Origin of the sequence: Starkeya nomas, from assembly GCF_902703545.1 — a bacterium.
Taxonomy (GTDB): Bacteria; Pseudomonadota; Alphaproteobacteria; order Rhizobiales; family Xanthobacteraceae; genus Ancylobacter; species Ancylobacter moscoviensis.
This window is the reverse complement of the sequence record NZ_CACSAS010000001.1, coordinates 152,946-178,667: the sequence shown is the minus strand read 5'-3', so window position 1 is coordinate 178,667 and position 25,722 is coordinate 152,946. Positions and strand designations below refer to the sequence as shown.

23 protein-coding genes are annotated in these 25,722 nt (G+C 68.7%); 11 read left to right on the top strand and 12 right to left on the bottom strand.

Annotation, left to right across the window (positions count from 1 at the left end; genetic code table 11):
• Window positions 1-4: 4 nt before the first annotated feature.
• The 9 genes from glpK to STARVERO_RS00800 form a co-directional block, all read right to left on the bottom strand.
• The gene (gene glpK, locus STARVERO_RS00840; RefSeq protein WP_159597578.1) at window positions 5-1,528 is read right to left on the bottom strand and encodes a glycerol kinase GlpK; all 1,524 of its coding nucleotides are present in this window, start codon (window positions 1,526-1,528) and stop codon (window positions 5-7) included.
• 257 nt (window positions 1,529-1,785) lie between these two features.
• On the bottom strand, window positions 1,786-3,549 hold the full coding sequence (locus tag STARVERO_RS00835; protein ID WP_159597577.1) for an ABC transporter substrate-binding protein: 1,764 nt from the start codon (window positions 3,547-3,549) through the stop codon (window positions 1,786-1,788).
• 57 nt (window positions 3,550-3,606) lie between these two features.
• Window positions 3,607-3,912: a DUF2160 domain-containing protein gene (locus STARVERO_RS00830; protein WP_144341893.1), complete on the bottom strand. Its 306-nt coding sequence runs from the start codon at window positions 3,910-3,912 to the stop codon at window positions 3,607-3,609.
• 13 nt (window positions 3,913-3,925) lie between these two features.
• On the bottom strand, window positions 3,926-4,735 hold the full coding sequence (locus tag STARVERO_RS00825) for a carbohydrate ABC transporter permease (RefSeq protein WP_144341894.1): 810 nt from the start codon (window positions 4,733-4,735) through the stop codon (window positions 3,926-3,928).
• 166 nt (window positions 4,736-4,901) lie between these two features.
• Entirely contained in the window at window positions 4,902-5,804 is a 903-nt protein-coding gene (locus STARVERO_RS00820; RefSeq protein ID WP_144341895.1) for a carbohydrate ABC transporter permease, read from the bottom strand.
• A complete protein-coding gene (locus tag STARVERO_RS00815; protein WP_159597576.1) occupies window positions 5,804-6,907 on the bottom strand; it encodes an ABC transporter ATP-binding protein in 1,104 nt (367 codons plus the stop codon). The genes STARVERO_RS00820 and STARVERO_RS00815 overlap by 1 nt, the downstream gene beginning before the upstream one ends.
• Before the next feature lie 13 nt (window positions 6,908-6,920).
• Window positions 6,921-8,030 carry an ABC transporter ATP-binding protein gene (locus tag STARVERO_RS00810; RefSeq protein ID WP_144341897.1) on the bottom strand — a complete coding sequence of 370 codons (1,110 nt, stop codon included), beginning with the start codon at window positions 8,028-8,030 and terminating at the stop codon, window positions 6,921-6,923.
• A complete protein-coding gene (gene glpD / locus STARVERO_RS00805) occupies window positions 8,027-9,562 on the bottom strand; it encodes a glycerol-3-phosphate dehydrogenase (protein ID WP_159601494.1) in 1,536 nt (511 codons plus the stop codon). The genes STARVERO_RS00810 and glpD overlap by 4 nt, the downstream gene beginning before the upstream one ends.
• Window positions 9,563-9,790: 228 nt before the next feature.
• Window positions 9,791-10,708, bottom strand: a complete 918-nt coding sequence (locus STARVERO_RS00800) for a LysR family transcriptional regulator (protein WP_159597575.1) — start codon at window positions 10,706-10,708, stop codon at window positions 9,791-9,793.
• A 141-nt stretch (window positions 10,709-10,849) separates the two neighbouring features.
• On the opposite strand from STARVERO_RS00800, the gene STARVERO_RS00795 reads away from it, so the two are divergent.
• From STARVERO_RS00795 to STARVERO_RS00760, 9 genes are all read left to right on the top strand, one after another.
• Window positions 10,850-11,623 (top strand): SDR family oxidoreductase, encoded by a 774-nt coding sequence (locus STARVERO_RS00795; RefSeq protein ID WP_144341899.1) that lies wholly within the window; start codon window positions 10,850-10,852, stop codon window positions 11,621-11,623.
• 70 nt (window positions 11,624-11,693) lie between these two features.
• Window positions 11,694-13,070: an aldehyde dehydrogenase family protein gene (locus tag STARVERO_RS00790; RefSeq protein ID WP_159597574.1), complete on the top strand. Its 1,377-nt coding sequence runs from the start codon at window positions 11,694-11,696 to the stop codon at window positions 13,068-13,070.
• Window positions 13,071-13,095: 25 nt separating this feature from the next.
• The gene (locus STARVERO_RS00785) at window positions 13,096-13,356 is read left to right on the top strand and encodes a hypothetical protein (protein WP_244616464.1); all 261 of its coding nucleotides are present in this window, start codon (window positions 13,096-13,098) and stop codon (window positions 13,354-13,356) included.
• Between the two features lie 36 nt (window positions 13,357-13,392).
• Window positions 13,393-14,589, top strand: coding sequence for a low temperature requirement protein A (locus STARVERO_RS00780; protein WP_159597573.1), 1,197 nt, complete (start codon window positions 13,393-13,395; stop codon window positions 14,587-14,589).
• Between the two features lie 17 nt (window positions 14,590-14,606).
• Window positions 14,607-14,753: a hypothetical protein gene (locus STARVERO_RS23305; protein ID WP_200837615.1), complete on the top strand. Its 147-nt coding sequence runs from the start codon at window positions 14,607-14,609 to the stop codon at window positions 14,751-14,753.
• Window positions 14,750-16,567, top strand: coding sequence for a monovalent cation:proton antiporter-2 (CPA2) family protein (locus STARVERO_RS00775; protein ID WP_159597572.1), 1,818 nt, complete (start codon window positions 14,750-14,752; stop codon window positions 16,565-16,567). Before STARVERO_RS23305 ends, STARVERO_RS00775 begins: the two co-directional genes overlap by 4 nt.
• A complete protein-coding gene (locus STARVERO_RS00770) occupies window positions 16,564-17,139 on the top strand; it encodes a DUF924 family protein (RefSeq protein WP_159597571.1) in 576 nt (191 codons plus the stop codon). The genes STARVERO_RS00775 and STARVERO_RS00770 overlap by 4 nt, the downstream gene beginning before the upstream one ends.
• 95 nt (window positions 17,140-17,234) lie before the next feature.
• Complete coding sequence (locus tag STARVERO_RS00765; protein WP_144341905.1) at window positions 17,235-17,990, top strand: type 1 glutamine amidotransferase domain-containing protein; 756 nt, start codon at window positions 17,235-17,237, stop codon at window positions 17,988-17,990.
• Between the two features lie 120 nt (window positions 17,991-18,110).
• Entirely contained in the window at window positions 18,111-19,355 is a 1,245-nt protein-coding gene (locus STARVERO_RS00760) for an MgtC/SapB family protein (protein WP_159597570.1), read from the top strand.
• Window positions 19,356-19,379: 24 nt separating this feature from the next.
• Here STARVERO_RS00760 and STARVERO_RS00755 read toward each other — a convergent pair whose 3' ends face one another.
• Window positions 19,380-20,891, bottom strand: coding sequence for a carnitine 3-dehydrogenase (locus tag STARVERO_RS00755; protein ID WP_159597569.1), 1,512 nt, complete (start codon window positions 20,889-20,891; stop codon window positions 19,380-19,382).
• A 12-nt stretch (window positions 20,892-20,903) separates the two neighbouring features.
• The gene (bcoG, locus tag STARVERO_RS00750) at window positions 20,904-21,806 is read right to left on the bottom strand and encodes a 3-dehydrocarnitine:acetyl-CoA trimethylamine transferase BcoG (protein ID WP_159597568.1); all 903 of its coding nucleotides are present in this window, start codon (window positions 21,804-21,806) and stop codon (window positions 20,904-20,906) included.
• 102 nt (window positions 21,807-21,908) lie between these two features.
• Between bcoG and STARVERO_RS00745 the strand changes: the two genes are divergently transcribed.
• Window positions 21,909-22,874 (top strand): GlxA family transcriptional regulator, encoded by a 966-nt coding sequence (locus tag STARVERO_RS00745; protein ID WP_144341909.1) that lies wholly within the window; start codon window positions 21,909-21,911, stop codon window positions 22,872-22,874.
• A 161-nt stretch (window positions 22,875-23,035) separates the two neighbouring features.
• Here STARVERO_RS00745 and choX read toward each other — a convergent pair whose 3' ends face one another.
• Window positions 23,036-23,980: a choline ABC transporter substrate-binding protein gene (gene choX, locus STARVERO_RS00740; RefSeq protein ID WP_144341910.1), complete on the bottom strand. Its 945-nt coding sequence runs from the start codon at window positions 23,978-23,980 to the stop codon at window positions 23,036-23,038.
• 427 nt (window positions 23,981-24,407) lie between these two features.
• On the opposite strand from choX, the gene STARVERO_RS00735 reads away from it, so the two are divergent.
• Complete coding sequence (locus STARVERO_RS00735) at window positions 24,408-25,709, top strand: cytochrome c (protein WP_200837613.1); 1,302 nt, start codon at window positions 24,408-24,410, stop codon at window positions 25,707-25,709.
• Window positions 25,710-25,722: the final 13 nt, after the last annotated feature.

Genomic DNA, 25,722 nt, shown 5'->3' with positions numbered 1-25,722 from the left:
CGGTCTAGGGCGCTGTCAGCCGCCGCACCGCGTCGCGCCAGCCGGCCAGCTTGGCGTTGCGGGTCTCCGCCGGCATCGAGGGATCGAAGCGGCGGTCGAGACGCCAGGAATCGGCGAAGCGGCCGGGCGCCGGCATGATGCCGGCATGGTAGCCGGCGAGATAGGCGGCGCCGAGCGCGGTCGTCTCGCGGATCACCGGCCGGTCGACCGGCGCGGCGATCAGGTCTGCCAGACGCTGCATGGCGAAGTTCGAGGCGGCCATGCCGCCGTCCACGCGCAGCACGGGGGCGCCGTGCGCGATGCCGGAGCTCGCCCAGTCGGTGTTCATCGCATCGATCAGATCGGCGGTCTGGTAGCAGACGCTCTCCAGCGCGGCGAGGGCGAACTCGGCCGGCCCGGTGCTGCGGGTCAGGCCGAACATCGCCCCGCGCACATCTGGGTTCCAGTGCGGCGCGCCGAGGCCGACGAAGGCGGGCACGAGATAGACCTGCTGGGCCGGATCGGCGGCCTCGGCCAGCGGCTCGGTCTGCGCGGAATTGGCGATGATGCCGAGCCCGTCGCGCAGCCACTGCACCGCCGCCCCAGCGACGAAGATCGAGCCTTCCAGCGCATAGGTGCGCTTGCCGCCGAGCTGGTAGGCGATGGTGGTCAGCAGCCGGTTCCGCGAGCGGACGGCGGTGGTCCCGGTGTTGAGCAGGGCGAAGCAGCCCGTGCCGTAGGTCGACTTGATCATGCCGGGCTGGAAGCAGGCCTGGCCGACCGTGGCGGCCTGCTGGTCGCCGGCGATGCCGCCGATGGAAATGGTGCCGCCGAACAGCTCCGGCCGCGTCGCGCCGAAATCGGCGGCGCAGTCGCGCACCTCCGGCAGCAGCGAGCGCGGCACGCGCAGCAGCGCCAGCAGGTCGTCGTCCCAGGTGCCGGTGTGGATGTTGAACAGCAGGGTGCGCGCGGCGTTGGTGGCGTCGGTGGCGTGCACCTTGCCGCCGGTGAGCTTCCACAGCAGCCAGCTGTCGACCGTGCCGAAGGCGAGCTCGCCGCGCTCGGCGCGGGCCCGCGCGCCCGGCACCTCGTCGAGGATCCAGCCGATCTTGGTGCCGGAGAAATACGGGTCGAGGATCAGCCCGGTGCGCTCGGTGACCAGCGGCTCATGGCCCTCGGCGCGCAGGCGGGCGCACAGGTCGGCGGTGCGCCGGTCCTGCCAGACGATGGCGCGATGGATGGCGGCGCCCGTCTTGCGGTCCCAGACGACGGTGGTCTCGCGCTGGTTGGTGATGCCGATGGCGGCGATGTCGGAAGCCTGCGCGCCGGCCTGGTCGAGCACCGCGTGGCAGGTGACGAGCGTGGACCGCCAGAGGTCCTCGGCTTCGTGCTCGACCCAGCCGGAGGCGGGGAAATGCTGCGGAAACTCCTGCTGCGCCTGCGCGGCGACGGAGGTGTCCGGACGGAACAGGATCGCGCGGGAGGACGTCGTGCCCTGATCGATCGCGAGGAGGTAGGTCGTCACGTTGCACTCCGCAAAAGGCGTCATCCCGGAAAGGTACCGGATACCTGTCCGCAATGGTCGTCCGTGGCAAGCGGCCCCTGCCGGCCGGGCCCCTGCCGGCCGGGCCCATGCCGGCCGGGCCGATGACGGGCGGAAGAAGATCGTCCCGGACGGCGCGTGCGCGCCCGGGACGAGGTGCCGGGGCGGAGTCCCCAAACCCCGGAGTGGGGAAGCGAGGTGTCGGCGGCCGGCGGGCGGGTGGGCCCGCCGGCCGCCTCAGCGATGTGCCCTGGAAGAGGGCGTCAGTTGGACGCCTTCTTCGGCGGGGTCGCGGGCCAGCTCTTGATCAGGGCGTCGTAATCGACCGTCTCGCCCTGCGGCTTCTCGTTGGCGAGCTTGGGCTGCGGCGCGAGGTTGCCCTCCTTCTTGGCGAGGTCGACCCAGTACTCCATCGGGTGCTTGGCGTTCAGCTTCGGGCCGCATTCGCCCTGCACGCCCGAGCGTTCCAGGCGCTCCATGACGGAGTCCTGCGCGGCGGCGAGCGCATCCATGGCGGCCTGCGGCGTCTTCGCGCCGGAGGAGGCGTCACCGATGTTCTGCCACCAGAGCTGGGCGAGCTTGGGGTAGTCCGGCACGTTCACGCCGGTCGGCGACCACTGCACGCGGGCCGGCGAGCGGTAGAACTCGATCAGGCCGCCGAGCTGGGGCGCGCGCTCGGTGAAGCTCTTGTCCCAGATGTCGCTCTCGCGGATGAAGGTGAGGCCGACATGGCTCTTCTTCAGCGAGACGGTCTTGGAGGTGACGAACTGGGCGTAGAGCCAGGCCGCCTTGCGGCGGTCGACCGGGGTCGATTTCAGCAGCGTCCAGGAACCCACGTCCTGGTAGCCGAGCTTCATGCCGTCCTTCCAGTAGGCGCCCTTCGGCGAAGGCGCCATGCGCCACTTCGGCGTGCCGTCGGCGTTCATCACCGGCAGGCCGGGCTTCACCATGTCGGCGGTGAAGGCGGTGTACCAGAACATCTGCTGGGCGATGTTGCCCAGCGCGGGAACCGGGCCGGCCTCCGAGAAGGTCATGCCGAGCGCCTGCTGCGGCGTGTATTTCTTCAGCCACTCGATGTACTTGGTGATCGAATAGACCGCCGCCGGGCCGTTGGTGTCGCCGCCGCGCTCGACCGAGGAGCCGACCGGGCGGCAGCCTTCCATGCGGATGCCCCATTCGTCGACCGGCTTGCCGTTCGGCAGGCCGCGGTCGCCGTTGCCGGCCATGGAGAGCCACGCATCGGTGAAGCGCCAGCCGAGCGAGGGGTCCTTCTTGCCGTAGTCCATGTTGCCATAGACCTTGACGCCGTTGACCTCCTTCACGTCGTTGGTGAAGAACTCGGCAATGTCCTCATAGGCGGACCAGTTCACCGGCACGCCCAGCTCGTAGCCGTACTTGGCCTTGAACTTGGCCTTGATGTCCGGGTTGGTGAACCAGTCGTAGCGGAACCAGTAGAGGTTCGCGAACTGCTGGTCGGGAAGCTGGTAGACCTTCCCGTCCGGCGCGGTGGTGAAGGAGATGCCGATGAAGTCGGCGAGGTCGAGCGTCGGCGACGTGACGTCCTTGCCCTCGGCCGCCATCCAGTCGGTGAGCGGCACCACCTGCTTGTAGCGGAAATGCGTGCCGATGAGGTCGGAATCGTTCACCCACGCATCGTAGATGTTCTTGCCCGACTGCATCTGCGTCTGGATCTTCTCCACCACGTCGCCCTCCTGGATGAGGTCGTGGGTGAGCTTGATCCCGGTGATCTCCGAGAACGCCTTGGCGAGGACCTTGGCCTCGTATTCATGCGTGGTGATGGTCTCGGAGACGACGTTGATCTCCATGCCCTTGAAGGGTTCGGCAGCCTTGATGAACCACTCCATCTCCTTCAGCTGCTCGTCCTTGGAGAGCGTCGAGGGCTGGAACTCGCTGTCGATCCACTTCTTGGCGGCGGCCTCGTCCGCGCGCGCCGGCGCGGCGAAGGCGATCAGCGCCGCGGCGCTGGCGGCCAGCAGAAGCCGGCCACGGCTCGGTGACTGCAACATGGGTCTTTCCTCCCGTTTCTTCCCAGAGTCCCGCGGCTTGCTGCCGCTTAGGCAAGTTCACACGAGGCGGAACACCGCCAGTGCGTAGACAAGGCAGAGCGCGAGCGCCCAGCCGAGTTCGGGTCCCACCAGGCCGAGCCAGGCGAGATTGATGAAGGCGCTGCCCAGCAGCGTGATGAACAGCCGGTCGCCGCGCGTGGTCGGGATGCCGAGCACGCCGACGCGGGCGCGCTCCGGCCGCCACACCGCGAGCAGCGTGAAGGTGAGCAGCAGCCCGATGATGACGGCGAAGAACAGCCCGGTCTGCCAGGTCCAGGCCATCCAGGCGGTGTTCTCGGCGAGGCGGGTGGTGACGTCGTCCATCGCGGCCTCCTCCTCACACCCGCCCGAGGGCGAAGCCCTTGGCGATGTAGTTGCGCACGAACCAGATCACCAGCGCGCCGGGGATGATGGTCAGCACCCCCGCCGCCGCCAGCAGGCCCCAGTCCATGCCGGCCGCCGAGACGGTGCGGGTCATCGTCACCGCGATCGGCTTGGCGTTGGTGGCTGTCAGCGTGCGCGCCAGCAAGAGCTCGACCCAGGAGAACATGAAGCAGAAGAAGGCGGCGACGCCGATGCCGGAGGCGATCAGCGGCATGAAGATCTTCACGAAGAAGCGCGGGAAGGAATAGCCGTCGATCGCCGCCGTCTCGTCGATCTCGCGCGGCACGCCGGACATGAAGCCTTCCAGGATCCACACCGCCAGCGGCACGTTGAACAGGCAGTGCGCCAGCGCCACGGCCCAGGGCGTGTCGAACAGGCCGATGGCTGAGTAGAGGTTGAAGAAGGGCAGGGCGAACACCGCCGGCGGCGCCATGCGGTTCGACAGCAGCCAGAAGAACAGGTGCTTCTCGCCGACGAAGCGATAGCGCGAGAAGGCGTAGGCCGCCGGCAGCGCCAGCGCGATCGAGATGATGGTGTTCAGCACTACATAGGTGAGCGAGTTGATGTAGCCCGAATACCAGCTCGAGTCGGTGAAGATCTTGATGTAGTGCTCGAAGGTCAGATCCCGCGGCCACAGCGTGACGCCGGAATTGATCTCGAAATTGGTCTTCAGGCTCATGTTCACGAGCCAGTAGATCGGCATGATCAGGAAGAGCAGGTACAGCGCCATGATGAAGGCGCCGCCGCGCGTGTTCGGGTTCATCGCCGATCTCCGATGCCGATTGCGTCGAGCCTGAAATTCAGTCCGCCGTCATGGCCGGGCTTGTCCCGGCCATCCACGCCTTCCTGGCAGGCGGCGAACCCGGTCATGGATCCCCGGGTCAAGCCCGGGGATGACGGTCGATGGAATCGCGGCGACGAGGAGATGCTCATGCCGCGCCCCCCTGGTCGGGCCGCTCGGTGCCGGTATTGGTCATCACCGTGTAGAAGACCCAGCACAGGGCGAGCACGATGAGATTATAGACCAGAGACATCGCCGCCGCCTTGCCGAGATCGAACTGGCCGAGGGCGAGCTTCACGAGGTCGATGGAAAGGAAGGTCGTGGCGTTGCCGGGGCCGCCGCCGGTCAGCACGAAGGGCTCGGTGTAGATCATGAAGCTGTCCATGAAGCGCAGCAGCACCGCGATCAGCAGCACGCGCTTCATCTTCGGCAGCTGGATGGTGGTGAAGATCGCCCAGCGCGAGGCGCCGTCGATGCGCGCCGCCTGATAATAGGCGTCGGGGATCGACTTGAGGCCGGCATAGCACAGCAGCGCCACCAGGCTGGTCCAGTGCCACACGTCCATCACCACGATGGTGATCCAGGCGGCGATGGGATCGCCCGTGTAGTTGTAGGGAATGCCGAGCGCGTTCAGCCCCCAGCCGACGAGGCCGATATCGGCGCGCGCGAAGACCTGCCAGATGGTGCCGACGACGTTCCACGGGATCAGCAGCGGCAGCGCCATGATCACCAGCGTGGCGGCGACCTTCCAGCCCTCGCGCGGCATGGACAGCGCGACGAGGATGCCGAGCGGCACCTCGATGGCGAGGATGATCGCGGAGAACAGCAGGTTGCGCCACAGCGCGTCGAAGAAGCGCCCGCCGAGCTCGGTCGAGGGATCGAGCAGTTCCTGGAACCAGCCCAGCCCGTTCCAGAAGAACTGGTTGTTGCCGAAGGTGTCCTGCACCGAATAGTTCACCACCGTCATGATCGGCAGGATGGCCGAGAAGGCGACGATGAGGAAAACCGGCGCGACCAGCAGCCAGGCGCGGTTGTTGAGCGGCTTTTCCATCACGCCCCTCCCTCGCGGTTTGCCGTTTCCCCTTCGACGAGGACGCCGCCGGCATAGATGTGGACCTGCCGGGGATCGAGCCGCAGCCCGGCGGTGTCGCCGTCGAGCGCCAGCGCGTCCGGCACCATGGCGGCGGCCGGGTGGCCGGCGATCTCGATGCGGGCGATGCGGGCGCGGCCGATGTCGTCGATGCGCCGCACCTTCACCGGCAGTCCGGTGCCGGCGCCCGCCAGCGTGGCGAATTCCGGCCGCACGCCGAGTTCGATCCGCTCGCCCGCCGGCAGGGAGGGGTAGGCGCGCACCAGCTCGATGGCGACGTCGCCGATATGCGCCGTGCGGCCCTCGACCCTCGCCGGCAGCACGTTCATGCCCGGCGAGCCGATGAAATGGCCGACGAAGGTGTGCGCCGGGCGCTCGAACAGCTCCTCCGGCGTGCCCGTCTGCACCACCGCGCCGTCATGCATGACGACGACCGTGTCGGCGAAGGTCAGCGCCTCGGTCTGGTCGTGGGTCACGTAGATCATGGTGAGGTCGAGCGCCCGGTGCAGCTCCTTCAGCGTGGAGCGCAGCTGCCATTTCAGGTGCGGGTCGATGACGGTCAGCGGCTCGTCGAACAGGATGGCGTTGACGTCCGAGCGCACGAGGCCGCGCCCGAGCGAGATCTTCTGCTTGGCGTCGGCGGTGAGGTTCGAGGCCTTGCGGTCGAGCACCGCCGACAGGTCGAGCCGATGGGCGATCTCCTCGACGCGCCGGGCGATGGCCTCGCGCGGCAGGTGCCGGTTCTTCAGCGGGAAGGCGAGGTTCTCGCGCACGCTCATCGTGTTGTAGACGACCGGGAACTGGAACACCTGCGCGATGTTGCGGGCCTCGGTCGGCAGGTGGGTCACGTCGCGGTCGTTGAACAGGATGCGGCCCTTGGTCGGGATGACGAGGCCGGAGATGATGTTGAGCAGGGTGGTCTTGCCGCAGCCGGAGGGGCCGAGCAGCGCGTAGGCGCCACCCTGCCGCCAGACGTGGTTGATCTCCTTCAGCGCGTAGTCCTGCGGGCCGCGCGGGTCGGGCCGGTAGGCGTGGGCGAGGCCGTCGAGGGTGATGCTGGCCATTGTCCGCTCCTCCTCAGGCCGCCGCGTCGAACGCGCGCCCGGCCCGCTGGCCGTCGGCGTCGAACAACAGGATGTGGCGGGGATCGATCATCACCTCGACCGCGGCGCCCGGCTCCAGCCGTCGCACGCCGGAGACCAGCGCGGTGAGGCGCTCCTCGCCCATGTCCATGTGCAGGAAGCTCTCCGAACCCGTGACCTCCGTCACCGCGACGGACGCGCCGAGGCGGATGAGCCCGTCATGCGCCGGAACCTCCTCGGCGAGCGGTATCTCGCCCACCCCGAGATGATGAGCCCGCACGCCCATGGTGTAGGCGCCGTCCGGCACGCTGGCGAAGATGCCGGTGGCCGGCAGCACCGTGCCGCCCTTCAGCAGAACCGTGTGGCTCGACTTGGTGATGCGCAGCGCGTTGAGCGGCGGGTCGGAGAAGACCTTCGCCGTGGCGAGATCGGCCGGGCGGCGATAGACCTGCGCCGTCGGGCCGAACTGCGTCAGCGCGCCTTCCATCAGCGTCGCGGTATTGCCGCCGAGCAGCAGCGCCTCGGTCGGCTCGGTCGTGGCGTAGACGAAGACGGCGCCGGTGGAGGCGAAGATGCGCGGCAGCTCCTCGCGCAGTTCCTCGCGCAGCTTGTAGTCGAGATTGGCCAGCGGCTCGTCGAGCAGCACGAGGTCGGCGCGCTTCACCAGCGCGCGGGCGATGGCGGTGCGCTGCTGCTGGCCGCCGGAAAGCGCCAGCGGCGTGCGCTGGAGATAGGGGTCGAGCTTCAGCAGCCTGGCGGCCTCGGTCACGCGCGCCTCGATCTCCGTCCGCGACAGGCCCTGCACGCGCAGGGGAGAAGCGATGTTCTCGTAGACCGTCAGCGCGGGGTAGTTGATGAACTGCTGGTAGACCATGGCGACGCTGCGCTTCTTCACCGTCACGCCGGTGACGTCGCGCCCATCGACGAGGATGCGGCCGGAGGTCGGCGCGTCGAGGCCCGCCATCAGCCGCATCAGGCTGGTCTTGCCGGCCAGCGTGGCGCCGAGCAGCACGTTCAGGCTGCCGCGCTCCAGCCGCAGCGAGACATCGCGGATGTAGGGCACGCCGGCGACGGAGCGGCTGACATGGTCGAGTTCGAGGCTCATCGGGCGCCTCCCTGCGCGGCGGCGGGCGGGGAGGGCAGGCGGCTCGCCTCGCGCATGAAGGCGTCGAGCGCGGCGGTCTGCTCGGGCGTGAAGCGCAGGCCGAGCTTGGAGCGGCGCCAGAGCACGTCCTCGGCGGTGCGCGCCCATTCCTCGCGCATGAGGTAGCCCACTTCCGCCTCGGTGAGGTCGGCGCCGAACACCCGGCCGAGATCGGCGGCGGCGCGCGCGCCGTCGAGAATGCGCATCGCCCGCGTGCCGTAGGCGACCACGAGGCGGCGGGCGAGCCGCTCGTCGAGCCAGGGATGGGCGCGCAGCAGCTGCGCGACGACGCGCGGCTGGTCGGCCACGCCGAAGTCGCCGCCCGGCAGCGGCGCGGTGCCGGTCCAGGAGGCCTTGGCGGCGGCCGGCAGATAGGGCGCGAGCTTCTGCATCGCGTGTTCGGCGAGGCGCCGATAGGTGGTGATCTTGCCGCCGAAGACCGACAGCGCCGGCACGCGCCCGTCGGCGTCGTCGAGTTCCAGCACGTAGTCGCGCGTGGCTTCCTGCGCTTTGGAGGCCCCGTCGTCATAGAGCGGGCGCACGCCGGAATAGGTCCACACCACCTGCTCCGGCGTCACCGGCGCCTTGAAGTACTCGCTGGCCGCCGCGCAGAGATAGGCGATCTCCTCCGCGCTCGCGACCGGCTTCGAGGGCGTGCTGCCGAAGTCGCGGTCGGTGGTGCCGATCAGCGTGAAGTCGTGCTCGTAGGGGATGGCGAAGATGATGCGCCCATCGGCGTTCTGGAAGATGTAGGCGCGGTCGTGCTCGTAGAGCCGGGGCACCACGATGTGGCTACCCTGCACGAGGCGGACATTGGCGGGCGAGTTGGCGCTCACCACATGCGCCAGCACCTCGTGCACCCACGGGCCGGCGGCGTTGACCAGCGCGCGGGCGTGCACGGCGTGGCGGACGCCGTCCTCCTCGACCTCGAGGCGCCAGAATTCCGGCTCGCGCCGGGCCGAGACGACGCGCGCGCCGCGCCGGATGTCGGCGCCGCGCTCGGCGGCGTCGAGGGCGTTCAGCACGACGAGGCGGCTGTCCTCGACCCAGCAGTCGGAATATTCGAAGGCGCGGCGGAAATCGTCGCGCAGCGGCCGTCCGGCGGGATCGCGCGCGAGATCGAGCGTGCGCGTCGCCGGCAGCAGCTTGCGCCCGCCCAGATGGTCGTAGAGGAACAGGCCGAGGCGCAGCAGCCAGGCCGGCCGCAGCCCGGCATGGTGGGGCAGGACGAAGCGCAGCGGGCGGATGATGTGCGGGGCGATCGACCACAGCACCTCGCGCTCGGCGAGCGCCTCGTGCACGAGGCGGAATTCGTACTGCTCGAGATAGCGCAGGCCGCCATGGATCAGCTTGGTCGAGGCGGAGGAGGTGGCGCCGGCGAAATCGCCCTGCTCGAACAGGACGACCGAGACGCCCCGCCCCGCCGCGTCACGTGCGATGCCGCAGCCGTTCACGCCCCCGCCGATGATCGCGAGGTCGTAGGTCTCGTCCAGCGTACGAGCGTCCAATTGGCGTCTCCCACGATGCGCTTCCGTTACATCGGAGCGCTTTCGTTTTTATCTTCATATGGACGCTATACGAAACTCATATTGGCCGCAACGGCGATAAATTCGAAAGACTCGAACCTTCGTTTAGGTGCGATGCAGCATCTGCGCACCATAGGGAAGCTTTCGGCTCCCACGCCGTTCGCGAGGGTCCGCCGGCTCGGGCCGTCCGTGCGCTCAGACCTGGCCGGGATCGCCGCAGATGGTCCGCTTCAGCAGCGCCTCCAGCCAGTCGGCGAAGGCCTGCAGCCGGCGCGAGAGATGCTGCCGGTGCGAATAGAGCAGGGTCATCGGCATGGGCGCCGCGCGGCAGTCGGGCATCACCTCGACGAGCTCGCCGGAGGCCAGATGGGCGCGCACGTCGTAGGCGGGGATCTGGATCAGCCCGAGCCCCGCGAGGCAGCAGGCGATGTAGGCCTCCGCCCCGTTCACGGTCACGCGGCCGCGCACCGGCGTCTCCCGCGTGGCGCCGTTCTCGACCCACTCCCAGTTCTCGACGCGCCCGGTCGAGGGAGAGGCGTAATTCACCGCCCAATGTCCGGTCAGCTCGTCCGGCGCGCGGGGGATGCCGTGGCGGGCAAGATAGGCCGGGCTCGCCACGTTGATCAGCGGCAGGCTGCCGATCGAGCGGGCGATCAGCCCGGAATCGCTCAGCGGCCCGACCCGCAGCACGCAGTCGATGCCGTCCTCGACGAGATTGACGGCACGGTCGGTGACGCCCAGTTCGATGTCGATCTGCGGATAGCGGTCGAGGAAATCCGGCAGCGCCGGCGCGATGACGAGGCGGCCGATCCGCCCGGGCACGTCCACTCTCAGCCGGCCGGTCAGCTGCGTGGCCGACTGGCGGAACAGCCCCTCGACCTCCTCGACGTCGGCGACCAGCGGCAGGCAGCGCTCATAGAACGAGACGCCGTCCTGCGTCGGGGAGACCTTGCGGGTGGTGCGGTGGAGAAGGCGGGCGCCGACCCGTGTCTCCAGCTCCAGCACCGCCGCCGATACCGAGGAGCGCGGCAGGCCGAGCGTGTCGGCGGCGCGCGTGAAGCTGGAGCATTCGACCACGCGCGCGAAGATGCGGAACAGGTCGATCCGGTCCACGGCGCTTTCAACTCCGATTGTGCGCGTATTCTGACAAATGAAGCCAGAGGCAACGTATTTTTCGCGCAACACTAAGAGATAAATTGCCATCGCGAAAGGAGCGGCGGCATCGAGCGGCCGCACTCCAAGGAGGCTGACGAAATGACCGATCATTCCATCAAGGGAAAAACCGTTCTCATCGCCGGCGGCGCCAAGAATCTCGGCGGGCTTGTCGCCCGCGATTTCGCCGCGCAGGGCGCCAAGGCCATCGTGATCCACTACAACACCGCGGCCACCAAGGCGGAAGCCGACGCCACCGTCGCCGCCGTCAAGGCCGCGGGAGCCGAGGCCGTGGCGCTGCAGGCGAACCTGATCGCCGCCGGCGCGGTGGAGAAGCTCTTCGCCGATACCGTCGCCGCCGTGGGGCGCCCGGACATCGCCATCAACACCGTCGGCAAGGTGCTGAAGAAGCCGATGGTCGAGATTTCCGAGGCCGAATATGACGAGATGACCGCGGTCAACTCGAAGGTGGCGTTCTTCTTCCTCAAGGAAGCTGGCAAGCACCTGAACGACAACGGCAAGATCGTGACGGTCGTCACCTCGCTGCTCGGTGCCTACACGCCTTTCTACGCCGCCTATGCCGGCACCAAGGCGCCGGTGGAGCACTTCACCCGCGCCGCTTCCAAGGAGTTCGGCGACCGCGGCATCTCGGTGACGGCGATCGGCCCCGGCCCGATGGACACCGGCTTCTTCTACCCGGCCGAAGGCGCGGATGCGGTCGCCTATCACAAGACCGCCGCGGCGCTGTCCAAGTACTCCAAGACCGGCCTCACCGACATCGAGGACATCGTGCCGTGGATCCGCATGCTGGCCTCCGAGGGCTGGTGGATGACCGGCCAGACCATCCTCGTGAACGGCGGCTACACCACGAAGTGAGGGCCTGCGCCCCGGCAATCGCGAGACTGCCGGGGCGTTTCTCTTCGCGTCAGCATGAAGGGAGGTCGGCGTGACCAATCCGTTCCAGTCCATTCTCGACGCTCAGCGCGAACATTTCCTGACCGACGCCACCAAGGGCTACGACTGGCGCATCGATCAGCTCGACCGCATGGAGCGGATGCTTGCCGACAACAGGGAGGCGCTCTGCGCGGCGCTTCATGAGGATTTCGGAAAGCCTCCCTTCGAGCAGCTGTTCGAGATCACCGTGCCGACGGGCGTGATCCGCTATTACCGCGAGAACCTGAAGGCGCTGATGGCGCCGGAGACGGTGAAGATTCCGGACGGCCTCGAAGCGACCGGCAATCGCGGCGTCATCTACAAGGAACCCTACGGCGTCACGCTGGTGATCGGCCCCTTCAACGCGCCGATCCTCCTGCTGCTCGATCCGGCCATCGCCGCGCTCGCCGCCGGCAACACGGTGGTCCTCAAGCCCGCCAACACCACGCCCCGCACCGCGGCGCTGCTGGCCGATCTCGTGCCGCGCTATTTCGCGCCGGAGAACGTCGCCATCGTCACCGGCGGGCGCGAGCAGATATCGGCGCTGCTGGAACTGCCGTTCGACTTCATCTTCTTCACCGGCTCCTCGGCCGTGGGCAAGGTGGTGATGCGCGCCGCGGCCGAGCACCTGACGCCCGTCCTGCTGGAACTCGGCGGCCAGAATCCGACCATCGTCGATGCCACCGCCAATCTCGACGTCGCCGCCGACCGCATCGCGTGGGGGCACAACGCCATCTCCGGCCAATGGTGCATCGCGCCGGGCTATGTCTGCGTGCATGAGAGCGTCGCGGACGCCTTCATCGTCAGGCTCAAGGCCTCGATCATGAAGATGTACGGCGAGGATCCGAGCCGGAGCCCGGATTTCGCGCGGATGATCAGCACGCATGACGCGGAGCGGGTCGCGTCCTACATCCTGCCGGAAAAGGTGGTGCATGGCGGGCGCTTCGATGTCGAGGCGCGCTATGTCGAGCCGACCGTCCTCTACCCCTCCGACTGGAACGATCCGGCGCTGCAGCAGGAGGTGTTCGGCCCCGTGCTGCCGGTCATGGCCTATGGCGACCTGACCGCGCTGCTGAAGGTGATCAAGCGCAAGCCGAAGCCGCTGGCGGCCTACATCTTCAGCAAGGACCGGCAGACCATCGACCATGTGCTCGCCAGCCTGTCCTTCGGTGGCGGCTGCGTGAACCAGACCAACCTGCATTGCTGGATCGACAGCCTGCCTTTCGGCGGGGTCGGCAACAGCGGCATGGGGAAATACTACGGCAAGGCCGGCTTCGACGCGCTCAGCAACACCAAGGCCATGCTGATCGGCAATCCGGACGTCGAGCTCGACGTGTTCCCGCCCTATGCCGGCAAGGACATCGCGAAGAACCTCAGCGTGTTTTCCTGAAGATAAGGGGTGCGGGATCATGCACATGGCGATGGTCATCGGCGGCGGGATCGTCCTGCTCGGCCTGTTTCTGCTGTTCGGCAGGCTGTGGGGCGGCGCCACGCCCGATCTGGCGCTCGCCGCCAAGGCCTTCGTCCCGGTCTGGCTGGTCATCGCGCTGGTGAACATGTGGGTCGGCGTCACGAAGGCCGGCTATTCCATGCGCGACGAACTGCCGATCCTGCTCATCGTCTTTATCGTGCCGGCCGTGCTCGCCGGCATCGCCGTCTGGCGTTTCGCCCGATAGACGGCTGCGAACGTCCCGCGCGGTGAGGGAAGCCCCATGTCCGAACAGATGACTGAACACCCGCTCCTTCGCCGGCGCGACGGCCATCATGCCCGCGTGACCTATGAGGAGCTGTTCTTCGATCTCGTCTACGTCTTCGCGGTCACCCAGCTCAGCGCCAAGCTGTTGCACGGCCTGTCGCTCACCGGCGTGATCGAGACGCTGATCCTGTGGTTCGCCGTCTGGCTCGGCTGGCAGTACACCTGCTGGGTCACCAACTGGTTCGATCCCGAAACGCCGCGCATCCGTTCCCTGATCTTCGCGGTGATGCTGGCCGGTCTCGGCATGGCGGCGGCCATTCCGGGCGCCTTCGGCGAGCGGGCGCTGGTCTTCGTGCTCGCCTATGTGGCGATCCAGGTCGGCCGCACCGCCTATATCGTCTGGGAACTGGGCGCGGATCATCCGCTCTCGGCCAATTACCGGCGCATGCTCGTCTGGCTGCTGATCGCCGCCGTCTTCTGGTTCGCGGGCGTCTTCGCCGAGGGATGGGCGCGGATCGGCCTGTGGGCCGTCGCGGTGGGGTGCGAGTACATCTCGCCGATGTTCGGCTTCGCGCTGCCGGGCCTCGGCCGCTCGAAGACCAGCGACTGGACCATCGAGGGCGGACACCTCGCCGAGCGCTGCCAGCTCTTCGTCATCGTCGCGCTGGGCGAGACGCTGCTCGCCACCGGCGTGACCCTGTCCCACGCCGAGAGCTGGGACGTCACCGTCCTGTCGGCGGTGCTCGCCACCTTCTTCGGCACGCTGGCCATGTGGTGGCTGTATTTCGGCACGTCCAGCAAGGAGGCCACCGACACCATCACCCATTCCGACGATCCCGGCCGGATCGGCGCCTATTTCCACTACGTTCACGCCATTCTGGTCGCCGGCATCATCGCCACCGCCGTCGGCAACGATCTGGTGATGGCGCATCCGCACGACCCGCTGAAGCTCGCCTATGCGCTGGTTCTCTCGGCCGGGCCGGGGATCTATCTGCTCGGCAGCGCGACCTACAAGAAGGTGGTCTACGGCGTGGTGCCGGTCTCCCACATCGTCGGCGCCGTGGTGCTGGCGGCCTTCATTCCGCTGGCCTACACGGTCGACCTGCTCACCATGGGCTGGCTCACCACCCTCGTCATGATGGTCGTCGGGCTCTGGGAAGGGCGCCTCAGGCGCCGTCGGCAGGAGGCCGCCCCGCGGCACGCGGCGCACTGAAGGCCGCGCCGACGAATATGTGGGCCGGCGTCACGAAGGCCGGCTATACGGTGGCGCAGGAATTGCCGATCCTGCCCGTGGTCTTCGCCGTGCCCGCCATCCTCGTGGCGGTGCCGCCGTGGCAGGGCCGATCCGAGACGCCGACCGGAGAGATTGACCGATGACGACCGAAGCCGCATCCCAAGCCGCGTCTCACGCCGCCGAGGCCGCCTCCCATGGCGGCTTCAATCTCGTTCCCATCGTCGTGCTGCTCGGCGCGGCGGTCATCGCGGTGCCGCTGTTCAAGCGACTGGGCCTCGGCTCGGTGCTCGGCTATCTCGCCGCGGGCCTTGCCATCGGTCCGTTCGGCCTCGGCCTGTTCTCCGATCCGCAATCGATCCTGCACGTCGCCGAGCTCGGCGTGGTGATGTTCCTGTTCATCATCGGCCTGGAGATGCAGCCCTCGCGGCTCTGGTCGATGCGCGGCGAGATCTTCGGCCTCGGGCTGCTGCAGGTCGCGGTCTGCATCGGGCTGCTGACCTGCGTCGGGCTGGCGCTCGGCTATCCCGTGCCGCAGAGCTTCGTCGCCGGCACCGGCTTCGTGCTGACCTCGACCGCCATCGTCATGCAGATGCTGGAGGAGCGCCGGGCGCTCGGCCTGCCCAAGGGCCGGCGCATCGTCGCGATCCTGCTGCTGGAAGACCTCGCCATCGTTCCCCTGCTGGCCCTCGTCGCCTTCCTCGCGCCCGGCGGCGAGAACGCGACGCTTGCCGACCGGCTGACCGGCGTCGCCATCGGGCTGGCCTCGATCACCGGCCTCATCCTCGCCGGCCGCTATCTGCTCGATCCGCTGTTCCGCCTGCTCGGCAAGGCCAGGGCGCGCGAGGTGATGACGGCGGCGGCGCTGTTCGTCGTGCTCGGCGCGGCGCTCGCCATGCAGCTCGGCGGGCTGTCCATGGCGATGGGCGCCTTCCTCGCCGGCGTCCTGCTGTCGGAATCCACCTTCCGCCACCAGCTCGAGGCTGACGTCGAGCCGTTCCGCGGCATCCTGCTCGGCCTGTTCTTCCTCGGCGTCGGCATGTCGCTGGACCTCTCGGTGATCGCCGCCAACTGGCGGCTGATCGCGCTGGCCGTCGTCGCTTACATGGTGCTGAAGATGCTCGGCATCTATGCGGTGGCCCGCCTGTTCCGGGCCTCGTCGCGCGAGGCGGTGGAGCGCGCGGTGCTGATGGCGCAGGGCGGCGAGTTCGCCTTCGTCCTCTACGCCGCCGCCACCGCGGTCGGCATCATCGATGCCGAGGCGAACGCCATCCTGACCGCCACCATCATCGTCTCCATGGCGCTCACCCCGCTCATGATCATCCTGCATGACCGGCTGATGCCCAGGCCCGCGCCGTCCATGGAAGGCGTCGAGGCGGCGGAGAACCTCTCCGCCAGCATCCTGCTGATCGGCTTCGGCCGCTTCGGCCAGATCGTCAGCCAGCCGCTGCTGGGCAACAGCTGCTCGATCTCCATCATCGAGACCGACACGGACGCCATCCGCAACGCGCAGGATTTCGGCTTCAAGGTCTATTACGGCGACGGCGCGCGCCTCGACATTCTCCACGCGGCCGGCGCGGGGGAGGCGCGTCTCGTCGTCATCGCCGTCAACGATCGCGAGGCGAGCCTGAAGATCGCCGAGCTCATCAAGGCGGAGTTCCCGCTGGTGCCGGTGCTCGCGCGCTCCTTCGACCGCGAGCACGCGATCGAGCTCATCAATGCCGGCGTCGAGTGGCAGATCCGCGAGACCTTCGAATCCGCGCTGGCCCTCGGAGAGAAGGCGCTGGAACTCCTCAACGTCGACGAGGAGGAGCGCGAGCGCGTGGTCGAGGACATCCGCCGGCGCGACAGCGACCGGCTCGCCATCGAGATCACCGACGGCATCTATGCCGGCCGCGAGCTGATCCACGGCAATGCGCCGGTCAAGGGAACGCCGGCGGGGCCCGGAGCCGCGTCATGATCGCCCGCCGCCGCATCGAGGTCCGGGCCTCCGATGACGGGGCTTCCGCCGTCATCGGCTTCTGGAGCGAGGCCGGCACGCGCGGCCAGTGGTTCGACCAGGACCCCGCCTTCGACGCCGCGTTCCGCCGGCGCTTCCTCGACCTGCACATGGAGGTCGCGGCGCGGCGGCACGACGGCTGGGCGGAGACCGCCGAGGGCGCGCTCGCGCTGCTGGTCCTTACCGACCAGTTCCCCCGCAATGCCTTCCGCGGCACGGCGCATATGTACGCGACCGATCCGCTGGCGCGCCTCCATGCGCGGCAGGCGGTGGAGGCGGGACACATGGAGCGCGTGGAGCCGGCGCTGCGGCTGTTCTTCTGCCTGCCCTTCGCCCATTCGGAGGACATCGCCGATCAGGACATCTCGGTCGCGCTGAACGCGCGGCTCGGCCCGACCTGGCTCGAACACGCCGAAGGCCACCGCGACATCATCCGCCGCTTCGGGCGCTTCCCCCACCGCAACCCGATGCTGGGGCGCGCCACGACGCCCGAGGAGAAGCGTTTCCTCGAGACCGGCGGCTTCCGGGGGTAGCGCCCCCTCATCCTCGCGCCGCGCCGCCGGCGCGTCATCCTTCCCCCGTTCCCACTTCCCGCGCTTCCCGCGGCTGAAACTGGAAAAGGCAGCCCATGTCGGCATCGGATCTGAAAGTCGAAACCCGGATCGGTGTGAAGCGCAAGCCGCGTCGCATCCTGTCCATCGTTTCCAACACGACCCAGCTCAAGGGTTTCCCCGTCGGCTTCTTCGCCGAGGAAATGACGCGCGCCTTCCTCGCCTTCATCGAGGCGGGGCACCGGGTGGACCTCGCCTCGCCCAAAGGCGGGGAGGTGATGTTCGACACCCACAGCGACCCGCGGACCCCCGGCGGCGCCTATGCGGACGATCTGATCAGCCTCGGCTTCGCGCACCACGCGACGTTCGGCCCGATGCTCAGGAATACCCTGCCCATCAGCGCGGTGACGGTGGACGATTACGACGCGGTCTGGGTCGCGGGCGGCGGCGGCCCGCTTCTGACGTTCAAGGACGACGAGGCATTGCACGCGCTGATCGCGTCCTTCTACGAGAAGGGCAAGGTCGTCGCGCTGATCTGCCACGGCTCCGGGCTTCTGCTGTGGACCCGCCTGTCCAACGGCAAGCTGCTGGCCGAGGGCAAGAAGTGGACGGGCTTCACCGATGCCGAGGAAGAGGAGGTCAACACCGCCTTCGGCATGAAGCTGAACGAGTACACCATCGAAAGCGAGGCTGCCGGCATCGAGGGCACCACCTTCCTCTGCCGGGAGGCGAACGCGCCCTTCGCCATCCGTGACGGCCGCCTGATCACCGGCCAGCAGCAGTACAGCAGCGCGATCACCGCGGAACTGGTGCTGGAAGCTCTCGACGAGTAGCGGGCGCGCCGGCCGCGTGCCATATCGCCGGCGGCGGCCTGTCGCTCAGGCCGCTTTCCCGTCTTTCGGCGTTGTCCGATACTGACGGGGGACGATCGGTGGCGCGTCGCGGGTAAGGTCATGGATATCGATCTGGCGTTCCGACTGGTGCTGGCGCTCGCCATCGGCGTCATCGTCGGCGTCGAGCGCGGCTGGCGCGAGCGGACCGCCGCGCCGGGCAGCCGCACGGCGGGCGTGCGCACCTATGCGCTTGCCGGCCTGCTCGGGGGCGTTTTCGCGGCGCTGGCGCTCGCCTTGCAGACGCCGCTGCTGGTCGGCGTCGGCTTCGTCGGCTTCATCGTCGTCTTCGCCTGGTTCAAGCGTGCCGAGGCCCGCGAGGACGAGGACTACAGCGTCACCGGCACGGTCGCCGCCATGCTGGTGTTTGCCCTCGGCGCGCTGGCGGTGGCGGGGGACCGGCAGCTGGCCGGCGCGGGCGGCATCGTGGTCGCCGTCGTTCTGGCCAGCCGCGACTACGCCCACAAGCTCCTTGAACGCATCACCTGGGTCGAGCTGCGCTCGGCGCTGCTGCTGCTGGGCATGAGCGGGGTGGTGCTGCCGCTGCTGCCGGATGAGGCCATGGGGCCCTATGACAGCATCAATCCGCGCAGCATCTGGCTGTTCAGCGTCTTCGTCGCCACCCTGTCCTATGCCGGCTATGTCGCCATGCGCCTGCTGGGGCCGGCGCGCGGCCTGCTCGTCACCGGCGTGACCGGTGGCCTCGTCTCCTCGACCGCCATCACCACCGCCTTCGCCCGCCGCGCCGCGCAGGGCGAGCCGGATGCGGCGCTGGCCGCCGGCGCCGCTGCCGCCGGTGCGACCTCGCTGCTGCGGGTGCTCGTGGTGGTCCTGGCCGTCAAGCCGGCGCTCGGCGTCGCGGTTGCGGCGCCGATCGTCGCCGCCGCCGCCGTCTTTCTGGTGACGGCCTGGCTGATGGCGCGCCGCTTCGAGCAGTCGGCGGGCGAGACCGTTCTGGGCAATCCCTTCGAACTCGTCCCCGTCGTCGGCTTCGCGCTGCTGCTGATGCTGGTCGGCCTGCTGGCCGGCTGGATGACCGCGCGCTTCGGCAGCGCCGGCCTGTCCTGGCTGGCGCTGATCTCCGGTCTGGTCGATGTCGATGCGGTGGTGCTGTCCAGCGCCCGGCTGGCCGGAGAGGGCGTCGAGATGGCGGCCGCCGCCCGGGCGGTGCTGCTTGCGCTGCTGTCCAACGCGCTGGCCCGCGCGGCCTATGCCGTCGGTCTCGGCAGCCGGGGATACGCGACGCGGCTGGGGGCCGTGACGCTGGGAGCCTGCGCGGCCGGCGCGGCGGCGATGGTCTTCGTCTGAGCCGCGCCGCCGCGCTTTTCCGTCCTACGCAATCACCGGTTCCCGCTTGCGGCCGATGGATCGTCCCGCCTCCGGCGGAACGTCCAGCCGGGCATGCGCATCCGCGATCGGCCGCAGCCGTGCGAGCACGGTGCCCGGCGCCGGCGCGGCGCGGCCGGCCTTCGTGTCCACATGCAGCAGCATCTGCTCGGCGGTCGCCACTTCGCGCGCCGGGGCGCCGGCGAAGAGCCGGTGGAACACATGGATGCGTTTCTCGTCGGCGGCGATGATCTGGCAGGTCGAGCGCAGTTCCTCGCCGAGCTTGGCTTCGTCGAGGTGCCGGATATGCGTTTCCACCGTGTAGTAGCTGTGCCCGGCCTCGACATAGGCGAGGTCGACGCCGATGAGCCGCAGCAGCGCATCCGTGGTGTCGCCGAACACCTGGAGATAACGGTGCTCGGTCATGTGCCCGTTATAGTCGATCCAGGCCGGCGACACGCGCGTTTCGACCAGTGCGAGCGGCGCGGAGAGGTCGGGGGTCTCCGGGGGAGACGCCTGCGCCAGCAGCCGCTGCTCGAAGTCGGCGAGCAGCTTGCCCGCTCCCCAGCCTTCGCCGCCGCGCCCGGCCTTCAGCGCCTGCACGATGCCGACGAGGTTCTCGTCGCGGATGCGCTCCATCTCGCGGATGGAGAGCCCCGCCGCCTGCGCGTCCGACTGCGCGCCGATCTTCTCCACCAGCGCATCGTCGAGGTCGACCACGTCGGTCAGCTTGGTCCACGGCCATTTGAGGCACGGTCCGAACTGGGCGAGGAAATGGCGCATGCCGGCCTCGCCGCCGGCGATGCGGTAGGTCTGAAACAGGCCCATCTGCGCCCAGCGCAGGCCGAAGGAATAGCGGATCACGTCGTCGAGCGTCTCGACGTCGCAGATGTCGTCCTTGATCAGCCACAGCGCCTCGCGCCACAGCGCCTCCAGCAGCCGGTCGCCGACGAAGGCCTCGATCTCGCGGGCGATGACGACGCCCTTCATGCCGATGGCGTCGAGCACCGCTTTCGCCCGCTCGATGGTGGCGGGCGCCGTCGCCGTGCCGCCGACGATCTCGACCAGCGGCAGCAGGTAGACCGGGTTGTAGGGATGGGCGACGAACAGCCGCTCGGGATGGGTCAGTTCCGCCTGGAGATCGGACGGCAGCAGTCCCGAGGTGGAGGAGCCAATCAGCGCGCCGGCCGGCGCGGCGGCATCGATCTCGCCGAGCACGCGGCGCTTGAGGTCGAGCCGCTCGGGCACGCTCTCCTGTATCCACTCGGCATCCGTCACCGCCTCGCGGAGGCTGGCGCAGAAGGTGAGCCGGCCGCGCGGCGGCAGCGGGGCGTTGGTCAGCAGCCCGTAGGCGCGCTCGGCATTTGCAAGCACTTCGCCGACGATGCGCTGCGCTTCCGGGTGCGGGTCGAACACCTTCACGTCGATGCCGGCGAGCAGGAAGCGGGCGATCCAGCCGCCGCCGATGACGCCGCCGCCGATGCAGGCGGCGCGGGAGAGGGGGGCAAGGCTCGTCATGGGTCCGGCTCCTCAGCGCTTCACCAGCTTCAGCTTCTCGCGGACCTCGGCCGGGCCGATGATCCGCGCGCCCATATTCGTCACCACGGTCGCCGCCTTCTCGACAAGCTGCGCGTTGGTCGCGAGCTGGCCCTTGCCGGCATAGAGGTTGTCCTCCAGCCCGACGCGCACATTGCCGCCGGCCAGCACCGCCGCCGCGGGATAGGCCAGCGCGTTGCGGCCGATGGAGAAGGCGGAGAAGGTCCAGCCCGCCGGCACGTTGTTCACCATCGCCAGATACGTATTCAGGTCGTCCGGCGCGCCCCACGGAATGCCCATGCAGAGCTGGATCAGCACCGGATCCTCGATCAGCCCTTCCTCGGCCAGCTGCCTGGCGAACCAGAGGTGCCCGGTGTCGAACGCCTCGATCTCCGGCCGCACCCCCAGCGCCGTCATCTGCCGCGCCATCTCGCGCAGCATGGAGGGGGTGTTGGTCATCACGTAGTCGCCGAGGCTGAAGTTCATCGTGCCGCAGTCGAGCGTGCAGATCTCCGGCAGGCAATCGGTGACATGGGCGACGCGCTCGGTGGCGCCGGCCATGTCGGTGCCGGCCGCGTTGACCGGGAAGGGCGCCTCGACGCTGCCGAAGACGAGGTCGCCGCCCATCCCGGCGGTGAGGTTCAGCACCACGTCGATCTCGGCGGCGCGGATGCGGTCGGTCACCTCGCGGTAGAGATCGAGCCGGCGCGAGGCGGCGCCGGTCTCGGGATCGCGCACATGGCAGTGCACCACGGCGGCCCCCGCCTTCGCCGCGTCGATGGCGCTCTCGGCGATCTGCTTCGGCGTCACCGGCACGTGCGGCGAGCGTCCCGTCGTGTCGCCGGCGCCGGTCACGGCGCAGGTGATGAAGACATCGCGATTCATCGACAAGGGCATGGAGGCCTCCTAGCTGGACGGCAGGAGCTTGACGTGAACGCGCGGTCGTGACGCAACTATTTGCGTAACCCATTTCGCATTCTACGAAGCGATCGGTGCGTGATGATCTTCGCCCATTCGGACGAGCCGCTGGACGTCACCCTGCTGCTGTTCTCCGGCCTGTCGCTGCTGTCGCTGGCGGCGACGCTCGATCCGCTGCGCGGTGCCAACCGGGTGCTCGGGCGCGCCGCCTATCGCTGGAAGCTCACTTCCATCGACGGGCAGATGCCGGTGGCGAGCTGCGGCCTGCCCATTCCGGTCGACGGCGCCTTCGACGCCGCCGCACCGCAGGACGCGCTGATCGTCATCGCCGCCTTCGACGCGCTGCGCCACGCGACGCCCGGCATCCTCAAGGCACTGCGGGCCGGCGCCAAGCGCTCGGCCGTCGTCGGCGGCATCGAGTCCGGGTCCTGGCTCATGGGCTTCGCCGGGCTGCTCGACGGGCGCCGCGCCACCACGCACTGGGAGGATCTGGAGGATTTCGCCGCCCGCTTCCCGCATGCGGACGTGCAGCCGGACCGCTTCGTGGTCGACGAGCCGGTGTTCACCACCGGCGGGGCGACGCCGGCGCTCGACTGCATGCTGTCGCTCATCCGCTCGCGCAACGGCTATTCCGCCGCGCTCGACGTCGCCAGCCTCTATATCTACGAGGAGGTCCGCACCGGCTCGGACGTGCAGCCCATCGTCTCGCTCGGGCGCATCCGCCAGCATGAGCCGCGCGTCGCCGAGGCGATCCGCATCATGGAGACGCATATCGACCAGCCGCTGACGATCGCCGCGATCGCGCGCCGGGTGGGCGTGTCGACGCGCGGGCTGGAGACGCTGTTCCTGCGCACGGTCGACGTGTCGCCCGGCGCCTATTACGTCGCGCTGCGGCTCAACGCGGCGCGGCGTCTGGTGCTGGACACCAATCTGCCCATCGCCGACATCGCCGAGCGGACGGGCTTCTCCGCCATCGCCTCGCTGTCGCGGGCCTATCGGCGCCAGTTCGGCATGCCGCCCTCGGCGGCGCGCCGCGGGCGGCGGTGAGAGTCCGGCTCTGATGGCCCTTGAGATCGGCGCTTCCCGTCCTTCCGTCATCCCCGGGCCTGGCCCGGGGATCCACGACGTGCCGGGTGCCGGGCCATGCCGAAGACGTGGATGGCCGGGCCAGGCCCGGCCATGACGAACTTCCAGGCCCGCAGTCCGCGCTACAGCCCCAGCCCGCTCTTCGCGGCGGCGAGGCCCGGCTTGCCGTCGAAGGTGGTCACGCCGTCCAGCCATTTCTCGACCGCCGCCGGGTTCTCCTTCATCCACGCCTTCGCCGCCGCCTCGGGCTGCATGCCCTTGTCGAGGATGTCGCTCATCAGGCGGTCCTCGGTGGCGACGTCGAAGGTCAGGTTGGTGAGCAGCCGGCCGACATTCGGGCATTCCTTGGTGTAGCCCGGCCGCACCAGCGTGACGACGCTGGCGCCGCCGTCATTGGGCCCGAACACGTCGTTGCCGTCCTTCAGATAGGCCATCGGCACGTTGACGTTCATCGGGTGCGGCTGCCAGCCGAAGAAGACCACCGGCTCGTTCTGGCGGATCTTCTGCGAGACCTGCGCCAGCATCGCCTGCTCGCTCGACTCGACGAGCGTGAAGCCGCCGAGGCCGAAGGTGTTGTCGGCGATCATCTTGGAGATGGTGCTGTTGGCGCTGCTGCCGGCTTCGATGCCGTAGAGCTTGCCGCCGAGCTGGTCCTTGAACTTGGCGATGTCGGCATAGGTCTTCAGGCCGGCATCGTAGGCCGCCTTGGAGGTGGCGAAGCCGATGCGGGCATCCTTGAGGTTGGTGGCGACGACCTCGACCTTGCCGGCCTTGACCAGCGGCACCTGCGTCGGTTCCTGCAACGGCATCCAGTTGCCGAGGAAGATGTCGCGGTCGCCGTTCTCGAGCGCCTTGAAGGTGATGGCGACCGAGAGGATGGCGACGTCCGGCTTGTAGCCCAGGCTGGTGAGGAGCTGGCTGGCCATCGCCGTCGTGGCGGTGATGTCCGTCCAGCCGACGTCCGAGAAGCGCGGCTTGGCGCAGGAGGCCGGGTCCTTGGCGAAGGCCGCCGACGACAGGAGCGTCGCGGAGAGCGTGAGGCAGGCAACGAGACTACGCGAAATCATTGCTGTTCCCTCGTGTTGGCGATCATGCCGCTCATGTCGGCACCGCACCGAGAGCCTATTCCCCGCGCGACGTGCTGCTTGATCGAATTCGAAGCTGTGATGACAGAATACGTAGCGGCGGTAGCGAGGTGGCGCGTGCCGTGCCGGGCCGCCGCCTTTGTCATATCGCACGCCCGGCGTTCACCCTCGCCCCGCATGCACCGGCGGGAGGAAGGGGGAAGAAAGCCGCCTGCGGCGCGGCGGCGGGTCCCTGAAATCCAGCGCTGGGGCCAAAGGCAGGATGGCACCGAAGGAAACGGGGCGGCGCGCCGTCCGCCCGGCTCCGTTCCATGCGCATGCCGTGCCTGCGCGACGCGCATGGAATATCTCGCGTGCGATAGTATAAAAGAATTCCAATCTGGAGTTCCGAGGCGCAGGGATTCGTGCCGTGACACTCAAATCCGTGCTTGCCGCTATCATCGTCGTGGGCGCCGTCGTTCTGGCGGGCTTTGGATACTACGCTTACTACCCGTCATTACCTACCGTAAGTCCGACCGGGCGGCCGACATTTGACGCGGCCACGGTCGAGAAGGGGCGGATTCTCGCGGCGGCCGGCTACTGCGCGACCTGCCACACGGCGCAGGGCGGCCAGCCTTATGCCGGCAACTACGCCATCGAGACCGCCTTCGGCACCATCTACGCCTCCAACATCACGCCGGACCCGGAAACGGGCATCGGCGGATGGTCGCCGGCCGCCTTCCGCCGCGCCATGCAGCAGGGCGTGAACCGCGAAGGTGCGCATCTTTTCCCGGCCTTCCCCTTCGATCATTTCACCAAGATGAGCGATGAGGACGTCGACGCGATCTATGCCTATCTGATGGCGAAGGTCGCGCCGGTGAGCGAGCGCACGAAGGAGAACGCGCTGCCCTTCCCGCTGAACCAGCGGATCCTGCAGGCCGGCTGGAAGCTGCTCTTCGTGAACTTCGGGCGCTACCAGCCCGATCCTTCGAAGTCCGACGAGTGGAACCGCGGCGCCTATCTGGTCGAGGGCGTGACCCATTGCGGCGCCTGCCACACGCCGCGCAACGTGCTTGGCGCGGAAGAGAAGGGCCAGCCCTTCGCCGGCGCGGCCATCGACCGCTGGATCGCCCCGGCGCTGACGGCGGCCAACCCGTCCGCCGTGCCGTGGACGGCGTCCGAATTCGCCCGCTATCTGGAAACGGGGGCGGGCATCTATCACGGCATCGCCGCCGGCCCGATGGGTCCGGTCGTGCATGCCGGCCTGCGCGAGCTGCCGGCCAGCGACCTCGCGGCTATCGGCCTCTATCTCGGCGACAAGGTCGGCGCGCCCGATACCGATCCGGCGGAAAATCCCGCCGTCGTGGCCAGCCTGAAGGCCGGGCGCCCCGATCCGACCTACCGCAAGGATCTCGGCGAGCGGCTTTACGCGACGGCCTGCGCGGCCTGCCACTACAACGCCTCGCAGATCGTCGAGGGACGGCCGGAGCTGGCGATCAACTCCTCCACCCGGCTCGCCGATCCGACGAACCTGATCCACGTCATTCTCGACGGCGTGGACGCGAAGGACGGCACCGGCGGCGTGGTGATGCCGGCCTTCCGCCACGCGCTTTCCGATACCGATATCGCCGCCATCGCCGCCTATCTGCGCGAGAAGCGCGCCAATCTCGCGCCCTGGCCGGACCTTCCGGCCCAGGTCGCGCGAATCCGGGCCGAGGGTGCGGGGCACTGATGAGGAAATCAGC

Excerpts from the sequence above, each read along its gene's own strand:
- bcoG (WP_159597568.1), bottom strand. The coding sequence starts at position 21,806 with ATGCCCTTGTCGATGAATCGCGATGTCTTCATCACCTGCGCCGTGACC.
- STARVERO_RS00830 (WP_144341893.1), bottom strand. The coding sequence starts at position 3,912 with ATGGACGACGTCACCACCCGCCTCGCCGAGAACACCGCCTGGATGGCC.
- STARVERO_RS23305 (WP_200837615.1), top strand. The coding sequence starts at position 14,607 with ATGTGGGCCGGCGTCACGAAGGCCGGCTATACGGTGGCGCAGGAATTG.
- STARVERO_RS00820 (WP_144341895.1), bottom strand. The coding sequence starts at position 5,804 with ATGGAAAAGCCGCTCAACAACCGCGCCTGGCTGCTGGTCGCGCCGGTT.
- STARVERO_RS00765 (WP_144341905.1), top strand. The coding sequence starts at position 17,235 with ATGTCGGCATCGGATCTGAAAGTCGAAACCCGGATCGGTGTGAAGCGC.
- STARVERO_RS00755 (WP_159597569.1), bottom strand. The coding sequence starts at position 20,891 with ATGACGAGCCTTGCCCCCCTCTCCCGCGCCGCCTGCATCGGCGGCGGC.
- choX (WP_144341910.1), bottom strand. The coding sequence starts at position 23,980 with ATGATTTCGCGTAGTCTCGTTGCCTGCCTCACGCTCTCCGCGACGCTC.
- STARVERO_RS00775 (WP_159597572.1), top strand. The coding sequence starts at position 14,750 with ATGACGACCGAAGCCGCATCCCAAGCCGCGTCTCACGCCGCCGAGGCC.
- STARVERO_RS00835 (WP_159597577.1), bottom strand. The coding sequence starts at position 3,549 with ATGTTGCAGTCACCGAGCCGTGGCCGGCTTCTGCTGGCCGCCAGCGCC.
- STARVERO_RS00785 (WP_244616464.1), top strand. The coding sequence starts at position 13,096 with ATGGCGATGGTCATCGGCGGCGGGATCGTCCTGCTCGGCCTGTTTCTG.
- STARVERO_RS00810 (WP_144341897.1), bottom strand. The coding sequence starts at position 8,030 with ATGAGCCTCGAACTCGACCATGTCAGCCGCTCCGTCGCCGGCGTGCCC.
- STARVERO_RS00780 (WP_159597573.1), top strand. The coding sequence starts at position 13,393 with ATGTCCGAACAGATGACTGAACACCCGCTCCTTCGCCGGCGCGACGGC.
- STARVERO_RS00825 (WP_144341894.1), bottom strand. The coding sequence starts at position 4,735 with ATGAACCCGAACACGCGCGGCGGCGCCTTCATCATGGCGCTGTACCTG.
- STARVERO_RS00795 (WP_144341899.1), top strand. The coding sequence starts at position 10,850 with ATGACCGATCATTCCATCAAGGGAAAAACCGTTCTCATCGCCGGCGGC.
- STARVERO_RS00760 (WP_159597570.1), top strand. The coding sequence starts at position 18,111 with ATGGATATCGATCTGGCGTTCCGACTGGTGCTGGCGCTCGCCATCGGC.
- STARVERO_RS00745 (WP_144341909.1), top strand. The coding sequence starts at position 21,909 with ATGATCTTCGCCCATTCGGACGAGCCGCTGGACGTCACCCTGCTGCTG.
- STARVERO_RS00815 (WP_159597576.1), bottom strand. The coding sequence starts at position 6,907 with ATGGCCAGCATCACCCTCGACGGCCTCGCCCACGCCTACCGGCCCGAC.
- STARVERO_RS00770 (WP_159597571.1), top strand. The coding sequence starts at position 16,564 with ATGATCGCCCGCCGCCGCATCGAGGTCCGGGCCTCCGATGACGGGGCT.
- glpK (WP_159597578.1), bottom strand. The coding sequence starts at position 1,528 with ATGACGCCTTTTGCGGAGTGCAACGTGACGACCTACCTCCTCGCGATC.